Origin of the sequence: Eikenella sp. NML99-0057 (assembly GCF_001648535.1) — a bacterium.
GTDB classification, from domain to species: domain Bacteria; phylum Pseudomonadota; class Gammaproteobacteria; order Burkholderiales; family Neisseriaceae; genus Eikenella; species Eikenella exigua.
In genome coordinates this window covers 1-16,467 of the sequence record NZ_LXST01000006.1, presented here as the reverse complement: position 1 = coordinate 16,467, position 16,467 = coordinate 1, and the positions used below count along the sequence as shown (strand labels likewise).

Below are 16,467 nucleotides of genomic sequence, written 5' to 3'. Positions count from 1 at the left end.
CAACGTTGCCGACGGCAGCCGATTTCGTGGGGCGGGGTTGATATAGTGAATTAAATTTAAACCAGTACAGCGTTGTCTCGCCTTGCCGTACTATTTGTACTGTCTGCGGCTCGCCGCCTTGTCCTGATTGAAATTTAATCCACTATAATCCGCCCGCCCAAACTGCTGATGCCGTGCTAAAATCCGCCCGTTGCCAGATTAGGGATAACGGCCATTCCGTTGGCCGATTGATTTTCAGGTAGCCTCTCCTCGGCTTGAGGCTACCTGAAAATTTTCATATCCATCCGGTCGCTCTTGCCATCCATTCAGAATACGAAAGCCCATGATCCGACACCGCCTCCTCCCCATCTTCGCCGCCCTCCTGCTCGCCGCCTGTACCGGCCTTGGCACGCAAATGTCTGCCGAAAGCTGGCGCGACGATGCCGCCACGCCCGAATTTGAAGCCTCCGGCCGCATGGGCGTGAAGGAAAACGAACGCGGCAGCTATGCCAATTTCGATTGGCTGCGCACAGCCGCCGTGCAGCTGTTTGAAGTGAAAACCCCGCTGGGCAACAGTGTGGGCCGGTTGTGCCAAGACGGCGGCGGGGTGCAGGTGGTGGCGTCCGACGGCCAGGTTTTCCGCGCCGCCACCACTGCCGAACTCAGCCGCCAGCTACTCGGCTACGACCTGCCCGTGGCCTATATCGACCGCTGGGCCAACGGCCTGCGCGTGCCCGGCGAGCCCTACAGCGTGCTGCCCGACGGCCGCCTGCAGCAAATGGGCTGGAAAATCCAACGCAATTTGGGCGAAGACGGCCAAGTGCGCATGCTGCTGCTGGAACGCACCGGTCTGAGCCTGCGCCTGGTGTTCGACCGCTTCGGCCAGCCGGAGCAGCGCCCCGGCAGCTGCGCAGATAATGCCGGGCAGGCCGTATGATGCAGCCGCACCCCGCCGCCCTTGCCTTTCCCGCCCCGGCCAAGCTCAATCTCGACCTGCGCATCATCGGCCGCCGAACCGACGGCTACCACCTGCTCGAAAGCATCTTCTGCCTGATTGATTTGTGCGACACAATATGGCTGCTGCCGCGCAAAGACGGGCAAATCATCCTGCACAACCCCGCCGGCGGCATCCCGCCCGAACAAGATTTGAGCCACCGCGCCGCCCGCCTGCTGCAACAGTTTTCAGGTAGCCCCAACGGCGTGGAAATCTGGCTGGACAAACATATTCCCAGCGGCGGCGGGCTGGGCGGTGGCAGCTCGGATGCCGCTACCGTGCTGCTTGCCCTCAATCATTTGTGGCACACTGCCGTGCCGCCCGAAACGCTGCGGGCGCTCGGCCTGAAGTTGGGTGCGGACGTGCCATTTTTTCTGTTCGGTCAAAGCGCTTTTGTGCAAGGCATCGGCGAAATCCTGAGCCCGCTGGCCGTGCCGGAACAATGGTATGTAGTGGTGCGCCCCGGTGCGCATGTGGCCACGCCGAAAATCTTTGCCCACCCTAATCTCACCCGCAACAGCCCGTCCTGCGCCCAGCCTGGTTTCACGCAACTGCAACCTTTCCGCAACGATATGCAGGCCGTGGTGCTGGCCGAATACCCGCCCGTGGCCGCCGCCTTCCGTCTGCTGCAAGATTACGGCATGCCGCAGCTAACCGGTTCCGGTGCCTGCCTGTTTATCGCCTGCGCCACGCAAGGCGAAGCCGAGTATATCTATAGTAGGCTACCTGAAAATCTGGCTGCCTGGTGCGTGCGCGGTTTAGATAGGCATCCCTTGCAAGGCATCCTGAAAGAAAAATATAGTGGATTAAAATTAAGAATGCTACGGTGTTGGCCCGCCTTGCCATACTAGTTGTACTGTCTGCGGCTCACCGCCTTATCTCAATTTTATCCACTATGACAAAAACATCAGGCACGCTTGACAATATACCGAAAAAAACGCATAATTCGCCCCTTTCTTGAATCGCCTGCCGCAATAGCAGGATTGTACTGGGGATTCGCCAAGTTGGTTAAGGCATCGGATTCTGAATCCGACATACGTAGGTTCGAATCCTACATCCCCAGCCAGATTCGTAAACAATACATTTGGGGATTCGCCAAGTTGGTTAAGGCACCGGATTTTGATTCCGGCATGCGTAGGTTCGAATCCTACATCCCCAGCCACCTTACAAAAGCATGTACGCGTACATGCTTTTATTTTTATTGTATGCACCATACACTAAAAGGCTACCTGAAAACGAGCGTAGCGAGTTTCGCCAAAACAAAATCGGTTCGAAAACCGGAGTGGTAAGAATTTTCTTGCCGTGGAAACCCGTTTATTCGGTTTTGATTGCTCAATTAAGGGCGAAAGCAAACCATGCTCAGGCATTCGTTGCCCGCCCCCGATATCAAGCAGGTACAAATGGTGGATATTCCGCACAAACAGCACTTTGGTTTTGCCTGCGCTCGGCGTATAATCTACCATTTGCAAGCCAGTCAAACCCAAGCGCGAGGGAGCGGCAATGTTTCCCACAGTCAGCGGCGAGACCGCAAACAACACAGGTAATGAAGAAATGGCATACGAAAGTTTAATGGTATTCGCCGGCAACGCTAGCGCCGGCTTGGCTGAAAATGTGGTGAAACACCTCGGTATTTCATTGGGGAGTGCTTCCGTTGGCAAGTTTTCCGATGGCGAAGTCGCCGTGGAACTCTTGGAAAATGTGCGTGGCCGCGATGTGTTTATCTTGCAGTCCACCTGCGCACCCACCAACGATAATCTGATGGAGCTGCTCACCATGGCCGACGCGCTCAAACGCGCTTCCGCTGGCCGTATTACCGCTGCCATACCCTATTTCGGCTATGCCCGCCAAGACCGTCGCCCGCGTTCCGTGCGCGTGCCGATTTCCGCCAAACTGGTGGCCAATATGCTCGCCACCGCCGGCATCGATCGTGTACTGACTGTGGATTTGCATGCCGACCAAATCCAAGGTTTTTTCGATATCCCGGTGGACAACATCTATGCCACCCCGATTTTAGTTCACGACATCCTGCAACAGCGCATCGAAAACCTCACCGTGGTCAGCCCCGACATCGGTGGCGTGGTGCGCGCCCGTGCCGTGGCCAAAGTGCTGAACACCGATTTGGCGATTATCGACAAACGCCGCCCCAAAGCCAACGTGGCTGAAGTGATGAACATCATCGGCGATATCCAAGGCCGTACTTGCCTGATTGTGGATGACATGATCGATACTGCCAATACTCTGTGCAAAGCCGCTTCCGCCTTGAAAGAGCGCGGTGCAGAACGCGTGTTGGCCTATGCCACCCACCCCGTGTTCTCCGGCGAAGCCGTGAACCGCATTGCATCGTCTGATATTGACCAAGTGGTGATTACCGACACCATCGCCCTGTCTGATGCCGCCCGCAACTGCGACCGTATTCGCCAAGTTACGATTGCCGGTTTGCTGGCCGAAACCATGCGCCGCATCAGCAACGAAGAATCTGTCTCATACCTCTTCAACGAGGATGTGGCATCCCCGGGAGCATTATTCCTCCCGTAATCCCTTGCCGTCAGGGTTGGTCGCAGCCCGGCAGACGGCTTTATTTAACTTAAATGGAGTTTTACTATGTCTTTCAAAATTGAAGCCCAAGTGCGCGAAGAGCAAGGTACTGGTGCGAGCCGCCGCCTGCGCCGCGAAGGCCGTGTGCCTGCCGTAGTTTACGGCGCCGGCTCTGACGCCACTGCTGTTTCCGTTGACCACAAAACCGTATTCTTTGCCCTGCAGAAAGAAGAGTTTCACACCGCCATCATCAAACTGGCGCTGAACGGCAAAGAGCATGACGTGATTGTGCGCGACTTCCAGATGCACCCCGTTCGCCGCGAAGTGCGCCACATCGACTTCCAAATCGTAGAAGCCGGCAAACCGATCAAAATCCGCCTGCCGCTGCACGTGGTTAATGCCGAGAAATCTCAGGCTGTTAAACTGCAAAACAGCCGCGTGGCTCTGCTGAGCACCAGCGTGGAAGTGCTGCTGGATCCAAAACACATCCCGTCCGAACTGGTTTTGGATTGCGAAAAAGTTGTGGCTGGCGATGTATTGCACCTGTCCGACATCCAATATCCAGAAGGCGTGGAAAGCACCTCCCTGCGCCGTGGCGCCAACTTGGCCGTAGCCACCGTAACCGCCGCAGGCAAATAAGCCATAGCTTTGATAACAAACCCTGCTGCAAAGCGGGGTTTTGTTTGGCCGGTGTTGCGGTGTAAAGGCTACCTGAAAAGTTATAGCTGGCAGTTTCGGGCAGCTTCTTCGTATTTGAAAAGGCTACCTGAAAAAGCTTCACCGTCTTCTTCAGCCCGCAGCCCTGCTGCGTTTGGTGTTAAAATCCTGCCCAAACCAAATTACGGAAAAACCATGAACCACACTCTTGAAGTCAGCCCCATCAGCCGCCCCGTGCTTGTTCCGCCGGGAGGGCAAAACAAAGTCTTGCTCCATTCCTGCTGCGCCCCGTGCAGCGGCGAAGTGATGGAAGCCCTGCTTGCTTCCGGCATCGACTACACCATCTATTTCTACAACCCCAATATTCATCCGCTCAAAGAATACCTGTTGCGCAAAGAAGAAAACATGCATTTTGCCGACAAATTCGGCATTCCTTTCATCGACAAAGACGACGACTACGAAAACGACCGTAAAGAATGGTTTGAGAAAGCCAGGGGCATGGAATTCGAGCCCGAGCGCGGAGTCCGTTGTACCATGTGTTTCGATATGCGCTTTGAAAAAGCCGCCCAATATGCCTATGAAAACGACTTTCCTGTGTTCACCAGCAGTCTCGGCATTTCCCGCTGGAAAAATATGAGCCAAATCAATGATTGCGGCCACAGTGCCGCCAGAAAACATCCTGGTTTGGTGTATTGGGACTATAATTGGCGCAAAGGTGGTGGCAGCTCGCGCATGATAGAAATTAGTAAGCGCGAGCACTTCTACCAGCAGGAATATTGCGGCTGTGCCTACTCACTGCGTGATTCTAACGCCCACCGTAAATCGCAAGGGCGGCCGCCGATTAGAATCGGGGTGAAGTATTATGGTGATGAAGAGGATGCAGGTTGAATGCTGCCGATTACATGGAAAAGCTACCTGGAATTTTCAGGTAGCCTTTTTATTGCAACTTTAATTGCAGCAAGCGGGTACGAAAAAGCTGCTACATAGCTTGCAGCGAGCAAAACCGATATAGGCGTAGACTACCTGAAATCCTGTAGACGCGGGGTTGATACCCATTCGCCACAGCGCCCAAAGCTACCTGAAAATTGGGAGGAGCTGCCCAAATCGATGTTTGCGTAGCAACACTGCGCTACAGTTTTCCAACAGAGTAGGGCGGATTGCTATACCGCTACATGAGGCTATCTGAAAATCCCGGCGCACATTTTTCAGGTAGCTTCCACTTCTATTAAGAAAGAGAAAATCGCTGAAAGGCACTGTATTCGGCGTTTGTAAAGCACTTTGGTTTGCTGATTAGGAAAATAAATGTTGGGAAATGCAAATTTATGCTTGCACGCAGGCGCAGTGCATACTAATATGTGCCACACCAAGTCCCCCTTTGTGCAGGAAAAGCGGATGTGGCTTTCATTTGGATACCGTCCGTATTCTTCTGCCAAAGGAGGAATTATTTTTTGTTACAACAGCGCCGCTTGGCCGGAAGCAGGCTTGCCATGGTTGGATGAGGCGCAACGCAGCATTTTTCAGGTAGTCTGTACGCAGGCATAGAAAAACAGACCATTAGCAAGGAATCCTTTATGACTACGCCAACCAATGAACGCTTTACCACTCCCGTCACCGAAGGCGGCTCATCCAAAGGTGATTTTTTCGGCCATCCACGTCAATTGGGTACCATGTTCCATATTGAGCTGTGGGAACGTTTCTCTTTTTACGGCATGCAGGCCATCCTGTTGATTTACCTCTACTACGCCACTAAAGACGGCGGCCTGGGCATCGATAAAAATCTGGCCGGCGGTGTGGTAGGCGCATACAGCGGCAGTATCTATTTGGCCACCATTCTGAGCGGCTGGTTGGCCGACCGCGTATTGGGAGCGGAAAAAACCCTGTTTTGGTCGGGCGTGGTGGTAATGCTCGGCCATATTGCCCTGGCTGTGCTGCCGGGTTTGGGTGGGCTGATTGTTGGCCTGGTGCTGATTGCCTTGGGAAGCGGTGGGGTGAAGTCTTCTGCCGGCGCCATGGTGGGATCGCTATATGAAGATCCGTCGCGGCGGCACCTGCGCGATGCGGGATTCTCAATTTTTTACACTGCCATCAACATCGGCGGCTTTATCGGTCCGTTGCTCACCGGTTGGCTGCAGTTGAAATACGGCTTCCACTACGGTTTCGGCGCGGCAGCTATAGGCATGGCTTTCGGCCTGTGGCAATACTGGCGCGGCCGTAGCCAATTGCCGCCCTCTCCGCCTGCCAATCCGTTGCCGCCCGAGCGGCGCAAACTGGCTGTATCCATTGCGGTAATCGCTTCGATGGTGCTAGGTGGCAGTATTGCGGGTAAGCTGTTGCATCTGGAAAATTTTTCACGTGTACTCTTGATTGTGGTAATTATTACCAGCCTTACTTATTTCGTGCGCATGTTTACCAGTGAGCAGGTTTCTTATGCGGAAAAACGCCATATTCTGGCCTATGTACCGATGTTTGCGGTAATGTGCCTGTTTTGGGCGGTGTGGTTTCAGATTTACACTGTGGTAACCATTTACTTTGACGAAACGTCTAACCGCGTGTTGTGGGGCTTTGAAATCCCCGTGGCTTGGCTGGCCGCTTTACAGAGTCTGTGGGTTATCGTATTTGCCGGCCTGATGGCTGCGCTGTGGACCAAAATGGGCACCCGCCAGCCGAAAACACCCATGAAATTTACCTTGTCGATGGTGATTCTGGGTGCATCCTACCTGTGCTTCATTCCTTTCCTTTCCTCCGGTCAGGTTATGCCGCTGGTGGTAATGGCGCTATTGATTCTCACGATTACCATTGCTGAGCTGCTGCTCTCGCCGATTTCTTTGTCGTTTGCCACCAAAATTGCGCCCGAAGTATTCAAAACACAGATGGTATCGTTCAATTTCCTTACCATTTCGTTGGGTTTCACACTGGGTGGGGTACTGTTCGACCAGTTGTATAATGCTACCAAGGTAATTGAATTCTACCAACTGTTGGGCATCCTCGGCATCAGTGCAGGCGTGGTGTTGCTGGTGATGCTGCCTATGTTGAACCGTCTGTTGAGCGACATAGACTAAATTGCATGATTTTCAGGTAGCCTCAAGTTACCCACTCACTAAAACCTCTGCCGGAAAATGCTGTCGTGGTGGTTTTCCATACTTCTCTAACTAGGCAATATGATTGCATTAACTTTGCATTTGAAAAATCATATTTGCCGCTTTGTAAGCGGATTGTTTTCAGGTAGGCTTGCAGCTGCCGGCGATATTTAATATAGCAACGATAAGCGGCAATAAATGCGTACTTTACAATCAGACAAGTTAAAGCAGCAACACCTTGCATCAGCAGCATCTTTACCAGTAACTGCCAAAGGAGTCAGCTATGAGTAATATTCACGCACAACGTCTCGCCGCCCTGCGGCAAACCATGCAAGAACAGAAAATTGACGTTTGGATTGTGCCCTCCGCCGACCCACATATTTCCGAATACTTGCCCGAACATTGGTGCGGCCGTGCTTGGTTGTCCGGCTTTGATGGCTCGGTCGGCACGCTGGCCGTGAGCGCTGATTTCGCCGAATTGTGGGTGGACAGCCGTTATTGGGAACAGGCCAAACGCCAGCTCGAAGGCAGCGGTTTCGTATTGCAGAAACTCGGCCAGAGCTACCCCACCATGGTTGAATCGTTGGCTGAGAGGCTGCCTGAAAACTCCGTAGTCGGCATTCCGGCAGATGGTTTGTCGCTCTCACTCAAGCACGAAATGCAGGCTGATTTTGCTACGAAAAACATCTACCTGCGGCTTGATACCGACCTGCTCAATAACTTCTGGCACGACCGCCCCGGCTTGCCGGAAAGTCCTATTTTCGTACACGAAGCCCGATTCTCGCCAGAAAGCGTGCCGGAAAAACTTGCCCGTGTGCGTGCCGCAATGAAAGAACTTGGTGCCGACTGTCATTTGGTTTCCTCGCTCGACGACATCGCTTGGATTACCAGTCTGCGCTGCAATGACGTGCCGTTCAACCCCCTGTTTATCTCCTATCTGCTGATTGATGCCGAACGGGCTACCCTGTTTGTGAACCCCACCAAGCTCACTGATGCCTGCCGCAAAGTGCTGAACGAAGCCAAAATCGACGTGGCTGAATACCGCAGCGTGGTGGATGCCGTGAGCAAACTCAGTGGCAGCCTCCTAGTCGATCCCGACCGTACCGCCGTTTACACCTTGGGCAAGTTGCCTGGCAGCGTGCGTGTAATTAAAGACATCAACCCCAGCACCCTATTTAAAGCCTGCAAGTCTGAAGCCGAAATCGAACACGCCAAACATGCCATGGTGCGTGACGGCGTGGCTTTGTGCGGCTTCTTTGCCGAGCTAGAGCAGAAACTGGCCGCCGGCGAAATCGTTACTGAGCTGGATATCGATACCATGTTAATCGACCACCGCAGCCGTCAGGCCGGTTACATTTCGCTCAGCTTTGATACTATTGCCGGCTTCAACGAGAATGCCGCTTTGCCGCACTATGCCGCTACACCCGAGCACTATAGCACCATCACAGGGCAGGGCATCCTGCTGATCGACTCCGGGGCACACTATCTGGACGGTACCACTGATATCACCCGCGTTATCCCTATTGGTTCGCCTACTGCCGAGCAGAAACGTGACTACACCCGCGTGCTAAAAGCACACATTGCCCTAGCCGAAGCAGTGTTCCCGGAAAATCTCTCCGGTCAAGTACTGGATGCCATCTGCCGTGCACCGCTGTGGAAAGAGCAGTGCGACTACGGTCACGGTACCGGCCACGGTGTAGGTTATTTCCTCAACGTGCACCAAGGTCCGCAGAAAATTGCCTACAACACTTCTGGTCTCAAGTGCAACAATATGAAAGAAAACATGATTACCTCCAATGAGCCTGGTTTATATCGTTCGGGCAAATGGGGTATCCGCATTGAAAACCTGGTAGTGCACCGTCGCGTGAAACAGCCGAAGGAAACCGAATTTGGCCAATACCTGTGCTTCGAGCAGCTTACCCTGTGCCCAATTGATACGCAGCTTATCGAACGCAGTATGTTGAGCGACGACGAAGCCGCTTGGCTAAACGACTACCACTCCCTCGTGCGCGAAAAACTGGCCCCGCATACCGAAGGTGCAGCTAAAGCATGGCTGGAAAAGAATACCCAGCCCATTTGATTTTGATGATGTGGTTCAATAACGTGCTGACAAAAGACTACCTGGATTTCAGGTAGTTTTTTGCCTTTCAGGCCATATTTTCTGCCTGGAAAAGGGCAATTTCCGTTTCGTGTAAAGAAATTTTTACATAACTTGTTTTTACAAATAATAGACTTACGGTCAGTAGGGTTGTTTTTTGTTGCTTTTCAAGCGAAAAATATTTGGCAGTTGTTTGGCAGTTATGCTAATATTTCACTGCGCAGCAAGGGAAAAATTTTAAGAATTGCGCTGTGTTAGCATATAAAGAAATAGAGATGTGAACCGTTTTCATTTAAGCGCACAGAGAATTTAGCACTTATTGTTTGGTTAATAATAAAGCAAAATGCTAAATTTTGTTTAGGTGGAATGCGGGGCAAGATGACTGATTCACAAAACTACACAAAAACACAAAACATAACATACACTCATCACTCCAAATAAAGAGTTTTCCCATTGCTGCCGCTGTGGTTTGGCGGCGGTGTTTTTAAACACATAGGAGTTTGATATGACGTTTTTGAAAGTAGCAGCCAGCCCGTCTGTTCAACAGGGCTTCACCACTGAGTTAGATGTGGTGGACGTGCAAGGTGCCGACCTCGCAGGTATTGGTGCCGTTGTTGCTTCTACTGCCGATGCAGCCAAGGCTGTAGAGCAAGTTGAAGCCACCGGCTTCGGTATTCCGGTATTTGTTGCTCTGCAGCCCGGCGAGAGCGTGCCCGAAAGCCTGTTGACCCGTGTGAACGGCGTGATTCAATTAGGTCGCGGCAATGAAGAATACTATGGCCGCCAAGTGGATACTGCCGTAAATCAATACGGTTCCAAACTTGCCCCTCCTTTTTTCGGTACGCTGAAGCAGTATGTAAACATCGGTAACGCCCAGTTCGACTGCCCCGGACACCAAGGTGGACAGTTCTACCGCAAACACCCTGCCGGCCGCGAATTTTACGAATTCTTCGGTGAAAACGTATTCCGCGCCGACTTGTGTAATGCCGACGTTCGCTTGGGTGATTTGCTGATCCACGAAGGACCTGCTTGTGCAGCCCAGCAATACGCTGCCAAAGTGTTCAATGCCGACAAGACCTACTTCGTTCTGAACGGTACTTCTTCTTCCAATAAAGTGGTGGCCAACGCTCTCTTGGCTAAAGGTGACCTGGTATTGTTCGACCGCAACAACCACAAATCTAACACCATCGGCGCGCTGATTACTGGCGGCGCTATCCCGGTTTACCTGCAAACTACTCGTAACCCCTACGGCTTCATCGGTGGTATTGACAATGCTTGCTTCGAAGAAGCCTACATCCGCGAACAACTGGCTAAAGTTGCTCCGGAGCGTGCTAAAGAAGAACGTCCGTTCCGCTTGGCTATCATTCAGTTGGGTACTTACGACGGTACCATCTACAATGCTCGCCAAGTAGTAGACCGCATTGGTCACTTGTGCGACTACATCCTGTTCGACTCTGCTTGGGTAGGTTACGAGCAATTCATCCCGATGATGCGCGATTGCTCACCGATGTTGCTGGAACTGAACGAAAACGATCCTGGTATCTTCGTTACCCAATCCGTACACAAACAACTGGCTGGCTTCTCTCAAGCTTCTCAGATTCACAAAAAAGACAGCCACATTAAAGGCCAGAAACGCTATTGCAGCCACAAACGCTTCAACAATGCGTTCATGATTCATGCTTCTACCAGCCCGTTCTACCCGATGTTCGCTTCTCTGGACGTGAACGCTCGGGTTTTGGATGGTGAAGTAGGTCGCAACCTGTGGCGCGACTGCGTAACCGTAGGTATTGAAGCTCGTAAGATGCTGCGTGCAAGCTGCAAGCTGATCAAACCGTTTATTCCGGAAACCATTGACGGCAAACCGTGGGAATCCTACCCGACCGAGAAGATTGCTCAAGATCTGCGCTTCTTCGAATTTGAGCCGGGCGCTAAATGGCACTCCTTCCCTGGCTACGGTAAAGGCCAATACTTTGTTGACCCGTGCAAATTCCTGTTGACCACTCCTGGTATCAACGTGGAAACCGGTGAATACGAAGACTTCGGTGTACCTGCTACCATTTTGGCTAACTTCCTGCGCGACAACGGTATCGTTCCGGAAAAATGCGACTTGAACTCCATTCTGTTCCTGATGACTCCAGCCGAAGATCTGGCTAAGATGGAACACTTGGTTGCTCTGATCTCTCGCTTCGAAAAACACATCGAAGCTGACAGCCCGATGAGCGAAGTGGTGCCCACTGTATATGGCCGCAATGCTGAGTACTACAAAGGCTACACCATCCGTCGCCTGTGCCAAGAAATGCACGACTTCTACAAACGCAATAACATGAAACAGTTGCAGAGCGAGATGTTCCGTGCCGATGGCTGGCCGAAACAAGCTATGCTGCCCTACGACGCACAGCAAGCCTTCATCCGCAACGAAGTGAAACTGGTTCGCTTGAGCGAAATCGCTGGTCAAATCGCTGCTGAAGGTGCTCTGCCTTATCCTCCGGGCGTACTGTGTACTATCCCGGGCGAAGTTTGGGGTGGTGCAGTGCAGAAATACTTCCTGGCTCTCGAAGAAGGCATCAACTGCTTGCCTGGTTTCGAACCTGAGCTGCAAGGTGTATATCTGCAGACCGTGGAAGACGGCAGCCGCCGTGCTTTCGGTCATGTAGTGGTTAAAGGCTAATAAGCCGTATCAGGCTACCTGAAACGGTTTCAGGTAGCCTTTGTTAGATAAATTTGATTGCGCGGCAGCGCAGGCTTCGCCAGAATATTGGTTAAACCCGCCTGCTGCATTAAGAAGGATTAAGTATATGTCAACCTCTCAAAACAAGATGGGCGTGGTGCAACTGACCATTCTCACCATGGTAAATATGATGGGCTCAGGCATCATCCTGTTGCCAGCCAAATTGGCTCAGGTTGGTACGATTTCTATTTTGTCATGGCTGGTTACCGCTGGCGGTTCTCTGGCCTTGGCTTACGCGTTCGCTAAGTGTGGCCGCTTCAGTAAAAATGCTGGTGGTATGGGTGGTTATGCCGAGTATGCCTTCGGTAGATCCGGTAACTTTATTGCCAACTACACCTACGCCGTTTCTCTTGTAATTGCCAACATCGCTATTGCTATTACCGCAGTAGGCTACCTTGCCCAGTTGATGGAATGGCAGCTTTCTCCGCAGCAAGTAGCCATGTGGACCATTATCTTCGTATGGGTAACCACGGTTGCCAACTTCGGCGGCGCATCCATCACCGGCCGCATCGGCAGCTTCACCGTGTGGGGCGTGGTGATTCCGGTGGTTGGTATTTCCATTATCGGCTGGTTCTGGTTTGATGGCGCTAAATATGCTGCCGCTTGGAACCCGCATAACTACGGTGTGTTTGAAGCTCTGCCGAAATCCATCTCAATCACCTTGTGGTCATTCCTTGGCTTGGAATCTGCCTGTGCAAACTCTGATGCCGTAGAAAACCCCGAGAAAAACGTGCCGATCGCTGTATTGGGCGGTACCCTGATGACTGCGGTAATTTATATCGTTTCTACCAACGTAGTAGCCGGTATTGTCGATAATGCTGCTTTGGCTGCTTCCGATGGCCCGTTTGGTTTGGTGTTTGCCCAAATCTTCAACCCGACTATCGGCAAAGTGGTAATGGGTTTGATGGTGCTGGCTTGTACTGGTTCCCTGTTGGGTTGGCAGTTCACTGTGGCCCAAGTGTTCAAATCCAGTGCTGACCAAGGTTACTTTCCCAAAGCGTTCAGCTCTGTTACCAAATCTAACACTCCGTTGGTAGGTATGATCATCCTGTGCGTGGTTCAAACCCTGCTCTCCCTGATGACCATAAGCCCGAGCTTGAGTGAGCAGTTCGACGTATTGGTGAACTTGGCTGTAGTAACCAACCTCGTGCCCTACGTACTGTCTATGTCTGCCCTGTATGTCATGCAGAAAGTCAGCAACGTGCCGGCTGGCGAGTTGAAAGTAACCACCATCGTTGCTCTGATTGGTAATATCTACAGCTTCTACGCCCTGTATGGTTCCGGCGCAGATGCTATGCTCGGTGGTGGTTTGGTAACTTTCTTCGGCTGGCTGATCTACGGTCAGGTTGCTGGTAAGAAATTCGACCTGAAAGAGCCGTATTAGTCGGTTATAGCAAACCGGTCTGAATACAGTTTAGGCAAACCTGCTAAAAGCAGCCCCCGAATTCTAAATAGAGGAGAATTCGGGGGCTGCGCTTTTTCAGGTAGCCTCATGGATTGAAGGCTACCTGAAAAATACTGCCACTGCCTTTCGGGCGTTCTTCCTGAATCTGTTACAATACGCCCCCCTGAATTTAACGCATTAAACACCAAGACAATAATCATGGAAGCCGAACGCATCAACCTACTCAACAATACCCTCGCCGACCTGGAAAAACGCAGTGGCGAAATTCGCGTGTATCTCGATTACGACGGCAAAAAAGACCGGCTGGAAGAAGTGGTCGGCCTCTCGGAGGATCCCGAGCTTTGGAACGATCCTAAACGCGCCCAAGAAATTGGCAAAGAGCGCAAAGTGCTCGAAGGCATTGTGCTCACGCTCGACAATATCGCCGGCGGCATCGACGACAACCGCCTGCTCATCGATATGGCGCTGGAGGAGGGAGATGAAGACAGCTTTGCCGCGATTGAGGAAGATGTAGCCGAGCTGGAAAAACAAATGGCCGAGCTCGAATTCAAGCGCATGTTTAACCAGTCTGCCGACGTGAACAACTGCTTTATCGATATCACTGCCGGCGCTGGCGGCACCGAGGCCGAAGACTGGGCCGGCATGCTCCTGCGCATGTATGTGCGTTATGGCGAGCGCAAAGGCTTCAAAGTGGAAATCATGGAGCAGGACGACGGCGAAATTGCCGGTATCAATCGCGCCACCATCCGCTTGGAAGGCGAATACGCCTACGGCCTATTGCGCACCGAAACCGGCGTGCATCGTCTCGTGCGCCACTCCCCATTCGATTCCAACAACAAACGCCATACTTCCTTTGCCTCTGTGTTCGTCTACCCTGAAGTGGACGATAGCTTTGAAGTGGAGATCAACCCGGCAGACGTTCGCACCGACACCTACCGCGCGTCCGGCGCCGGCGGCCAGCACATCAACAAAACCGACTCCGCTGTGCGCATGACCCATATTCCTACCGGCATTGTGGTGCAGTCACAAAACAGCCGCTCGCAGCACGATAATCGCCGCGTTTGCGAAGAAATGCTGCGTGCCAAGCTGTTTGAGTTGGAAATGCGTAAGCGCAACGAGGAAAAACAGGCGCTGGAAGAAGGTAAATCAGACGTGGGCTGGGGCAGCCAAATCCGCTCTTATGTGCTCGATTCCTCTCGCATCAAAGACTTGCGCACCAGCTACGAAACCGGTAACACCAAAGCTGTGCTCGACGGCGATTTGGACGACTTCATCGAAGCCAGCTTGAAACAGGGCATGTGATTGCCGCTTAAGTGATTTGAATGCAGAAAGGCTACCTGAAAGTGTGATGAGGGTTTCAGGTAGCCTCAAACGTTTAACTCAAGGGGCAATATGATGACTAAACAACAGCGTGAATACACATTTCGCCTAAGCTAGCCTTGCTCAGCGGGTGCAACTTTTGGCGGTATTGGTGTGCTTGAGCCAATTATTGAGTTGGCTGGTGGGAATGGTTTTGTTGAAGGCGTTGGGTTGGCTGGAATTGTCGGCAGGGGAACTCGGCAACTTGGCAGGGTGGCAGTGTCTGGAACTTGGGTGTTGGTTGGTTTGCTGCTGTGTTCGGGTTTGGTGTTTTTGTGCTGGCTGTACCGGGCGGCCTGTAATGTGCGGGCTTTGGGGCGCAGGGGATGCAGGTGAGCCCGGCTTGGGCGGTTTGGCCGCTTCAATGGCGTAATTAGGTGAGAATGCCGTCTGCGGTGGTGCGTTTAAAGGCGAGCTAGGCTTTCGAGGATAACTTTGTTGCCGTCAAGCCAGCCGTTTTTGATGGCGGCTTGGAGCATGGTGTATTCGCTGGATATTTGGTATGCATAGGAGGGTACGCCGAATTGGTCTTTCATGCAGCGGATGGCATTGAGATAGGGCAGGCTAGGCTTCACCATCACCATGTCTGTACCTTCCTGTAAGTCGAGCGCGATTTCGTGCAAGGCTTTGTTGCTGTTGGCGGGACCCATTTGATAAGTGCGTTTGTCAGCCTTGCCTAAGTTGGCGGAACTGCCCACTGCATCGCGGAACGGACCGTAGAAGGTGGAAGCATAATTTAGCAGAATAGGCCATCAGTCGGGTATGGATGTGGCCGGCATCTTCCAAGGCTTCGTGGATGGCGCGTGGATGGAGCCAATACGACCGTCCATCATATCGGAGGGGCAACCACTTGTACGCCGGCTTCAGCGTGGCATATGCTTATTTAATCAGCACTTCTACGGTTTCATCATTATAATACATATGTAGCCATTTTCATCAATCAAGCTGTCTTGGCCGTGACTGGTGTAGGGGTCGAGTACTACATCAGTCATCATGCCCAACTCGGGAGAGCGGTCGCGCAAGGCGCGCACGGTGTGCGGTACGATGCTTCTGGGTTGTAGGCTTCGCTGGCAGTTAGGTCTTTATGCGGCACTGAAGCAGGAAATAAGGTCAGCATGGGAATGCCCAGTTCGCAAGCTTGCTCAGCTTGGTGCAGCAGGTTATCCAAGGTTTGCCGCTCAATGTCGGGCATGGAAGGAATGGGCTCGTTGCCAGAGCATTGCTCCAGCACGAATACAGGGTAGATAAGTGAGGGGATGCTTACGCATCGGGCAACGAGAAAAATCATCTCTACGCATCCGGCGTGGGCGGATGGAGGGAACTTGGCAGGGCGGGAAATTCATACTGGAAACCTATGGGATGTTTTTAACGGCGTATATTCTATGTCGTTTAACTAGAAAAGGGGATTGATGAGAATGGTGGCAGATGTGGTACGCAATTTTCCGCTAATGAAACTTCTTCCGTCTTAGTGATTTAGTTTTTGTTTGTGGATATTTTGTTTTCCGGTATTTGACAAAATATTCTGGTAGGCGTATAGTCCGCATCTTCGCTGTTCCTTACGGCACGGTTTTGTTGTCGGTTTTACGGTTCAGCAGCTCTTTAACAATCAGATTACCGATAAGTGTGGGTGTTTTA

12 protein-coding genes, 2 tRNA genes and 2 pseudogenes are annotated in these 16,467 nt (G+C 52.2%); 12 read left to right on the top strand and 4 right to left on the bottom strand.

Going from position 1 to position 16,467, the window contains the following annotated elements:
- Nucleotides 1-40 precede the first annotated feature (40 nt).
- A pseudogene (locus A7Q03_RS10230) lies at nucleotides 41-150 on the bottom strand (IS5/IS1182 family transposase); the annotation flags it as partial.
- A 172-nt stretch (nucleotides 151-322) separates the two neighbouring features.
- Between A7Q03_RS10230 and A7Q03_RS07345 the strand changes: the two are divergent.
- The 8 genes from A7Q03_RS07345 (at nucleotide 323) to A7Q03_RS07310 (ending at nucleotide 7,224) form a co-directional block, all read left to right on the top strand.
- Nucleotides 323-916 carry an outer membrane lipoprotein LolB gene (locus A7Q03_RS07345; protein WP_067448647.1) on the top strand — a complete coding sequence of 198 codons (594 nt, stop codon included), beginning with the start codon at nucleotides 323-325 and terminating at the stop codon, nucleotides 914-916.
- Nucleotides 913-1,824: a 4-(cytidine 5'-diphospho)-2-C-methyl-D-erythritol kinase gene (gene ispE / locus A7Q03_RS07340; protein WP_231881778.1), complete on the top strand. Its 912-nt coding sequence runs from the start codon at nucleotides 913-915 to the stop codon at nucleotides 1,822-1,824. Before A7Q03_RS07345 ends, ispE begins: the two co-directional genes overlap by 4 nt.
- 138 nt (nucleotides 1,825-1,962) lie before the next feature.
- A tRNA-Gln gene (locus A7Q03_RS07335) sits at nucleotides 1,963-2,039 on the top strand.
- Between the two features lie 19 nt (nucleotides 2,040-2,058).
- Nucleotides 2,059-2,135, top strand: a tRNA-Gln gene (locus A7Q03_RS07330).
- A gap of 389 nt (nucleotides 2,136-2,524) precedes the next feature.
- Entirely contained in the window at nucleotides 2,525-3,508 is a 984-nt protein-coding gene (locus A7Q03_RS07325; RefSeq protein ID WP_125080640.1) for a ribose-phosphate pyrophosphokinase, read from the top strand.
- A 66-nt stretch (nucleotides 3,509-3,574) separates the two neighbouring features.
- Nucleotides 3,575-4,147 carry a 50S ribosomal protein L25/general stress protein Ctc gene (locus A7Q03_RS07320; protein ID WP_003824618.1) on the top strand — a complete coding sequence of 191 codons (573 nt, stop codon included), beginning with the start codon at nucleotides 3,575-3,577 and terminating at the stop codon, nucleotides 4,145-4,147.
- Nucleotides 4,148-4,360: 213 nt separating this feature from the next.
- Complete coding sequence (locus A7Q03_RS07315) at nucleotides 4,361-5,053, top strand: epoxyqueuosine reductase QueH (protein ID WP_067448643.1); 693 nt, start codon at nucleotides 4,361-4,363, stop codon at nucleotides 5,051-5,053.
- Between the two features lie 683 nt (nucleotides 5,054-5,736).
- Nucleotides 5,737-7,224 (top strand): peptide MFS transporter, encoded by a 1,488-nt coding sequence (locus tag A7Q03_RS07310; RefSeq protein WP_067444462.1) that lies wholly within the window; start codon nucleotides 5,737-5,739, stop codon nucleotides 7,222-7,224.
- 22 nt (nucleotides 7,225-7,246) lie between these two features.
- Here the strand turns inward: A7Q03_RS07310 and A7Q03_RS10225 are convergent, their stop codons facing one another.
- Complete coding sequence (locus A7Q03_RS10225; protein WP_151086412.1) at nucleotides 7,247-7,495, bottom strand: hypothetical protein; 249 nt, start codon at nucleotides 7,493-7,495, stop codon at nucleotides 7,247-7,249.
- A gap of 30 nt (nucleotides 7,496-7,525) precedes the next feature.
- Here A7Q03_RS10225 and A7Q03_RS07305 point away from each other — a divergent pair, with 30 nt between their 5' ends.
- From A7Q03_RS07305 to prfB, 4 genes are all read left to right on the top strand, one after another.
- Nucleotides 7,526-9,322 carry an aminopeptidase P family protein gene (locus A7Q03_RS07305; protein WP_067448637.1) on the top strand — a complete coding sequence of 599 codons (1,797 nt, stop codon included), beginning with the start codon at nucleotides 7,526-7,528 and terminating at the stop codon, nucleotides 9,320-9,322.
- Between the two features lie 523 nt (nucleotides 9,323-9,845).
- Nucleotides 9,846-12,008 carry an ornithine decarboxylase gene (locus A7Q03_RS07300; RefSeq protein ID WP_067448635.1) on the top strand — a complete coding sequence of 721 codons (2,163 nt, stop codon included), beginning with the start codon at nucleotides 9,846-9,848 and terminating at the stop codon, nucleotides 12,006-12,008.
- A 127-nt stretch (nucleotides 12,009-12,135) separates the two neighbouring features.
- Nucleotides 12,136-13,452, top strand: coding sequence for a putrescine-ornithine antiporter (gene potE, locus A7Q03_RS07295; protein ID WP_067448633.1), 1,317 nt, complete (start codon nucleotides 12,136-12,138; stop codon nucleotides 13,450-13,452).
- A 219-nt stretch (nucleotides 13,453-13,671) separates the two neighbouring features.
- On the top strand, nucleotides 13,672-14,775 hold the full coding sequence (prfB, locus tag A7Q03_RS07290) for a peptide chain release factor 2 (RefSeq protein ID WP_067448631.1): 1,104 nt from the start codon (nucleotides 13,672-13,674) through the stop codon (nucleotides 14,773-14,775).
- Between the two features lie 461 nt (nucleotides 14,776-15,236).
- Here prfB and A7Q03_RS10875 read toward each other — a convergent pair whose 3' ends face one another.
- Together A7Q03_RS10875 and A7Q03_RS10870 are read right to left on the bottom strand one after the other, a co-directional pair.
- Complete coding sequence (locus tag A7Q03_RS10875) at nucleotides 15,237-15,530, bottom strand: hypothetical protein (protein WP_369814463.1); 294 nt, start codon at nucleotides 15,528-15,530, stop codon at nucleotides 15,237-15,239.
- 198 nt (nucleotides 15,531-15,728) lie between these two features.
- Nucleotides 15,729-16,120, bottom strand: a pseudogene (locus A7Q03_RS10870) (hypothetical protein).
- Between the last annotated feature and the right edge of the window lie 347 nt (nucleotides 16,121-16,467).

Coding starts and splice junctions, on each gene's coding strand:
- ispE (WP_231881778.1), top strand. CDS start 913: ATGATGCAGCCGCACCCCGCCGCCCTTGCCTTTCCCGCCCCGGCCAAG.
- potE (WP_067448633.1), top strand. CDS start 12,136: ATGTCAACCTCTCAAAACAAGATGGGCGTGGTGCAACTGACCATTCTC.
- A7Q03_RS07300 (WP_067448635.1), top strand. CDS start 9,846: ATGACGTTTTTGAAAGTAGCAGCCAGCCCGTCTGTTCAACAGGGCTTC.
- A7Q03_RS07320 (WP_003824618.1), top strand. CDS start 3,575: ATGTCTTTCAAAATTGAAGCCCAAGTGCGCGAAGAGCAAGGTACTGGT.
- A7Q03_RS07305 (WP_067448637.1), top strand. CDS start 7,526: ATGAGTAATATTCACGCACAACGTCTCGCCGCCCTGCGGCAAACCATG.
- A7Q03_RS07345 (WP_067448647.1), top strand. CDS start 323: ATGATCCGACACCGCCTCCTCCCCATCTTCGCCGCCCTCCTGCTCGCC.
- A7Q03_RS07325 (WP_125080640.1), top strand. CDS start 2,525: ATGGCATACGAAAGTTTAATGGTATTCGCCGGCAACGCTAGCGCCGGC.
- A7Q03_RS07315 (WP_067448643.1), top strand. CDS start 4,361: ATGAACCACACTCTTGAAGTCAGCCCCATCAGCCGCCCCGTGCTTGTT.
- A7Q03_RS10225 (WP_151086412.1), bottom strand. CDS start 7,495: ATGCTGCTGATGCAAGGTGTTGCTGCTTTAACTTGTCTGATTGTAAAG.
- A7Q03_RS07310 (WP_067444462.1), top strand. CDS start 5,737: ATGACTACGCCAACCAATGAACGCTTTACCACTCCCGTCACCGAAGGC.
- prfB (WP_067448631.1), top strand. CDS start 13,672: ATGGAAGCCGAACGCATCAACCTACTCAACAATACCCTCGCCGACCTG.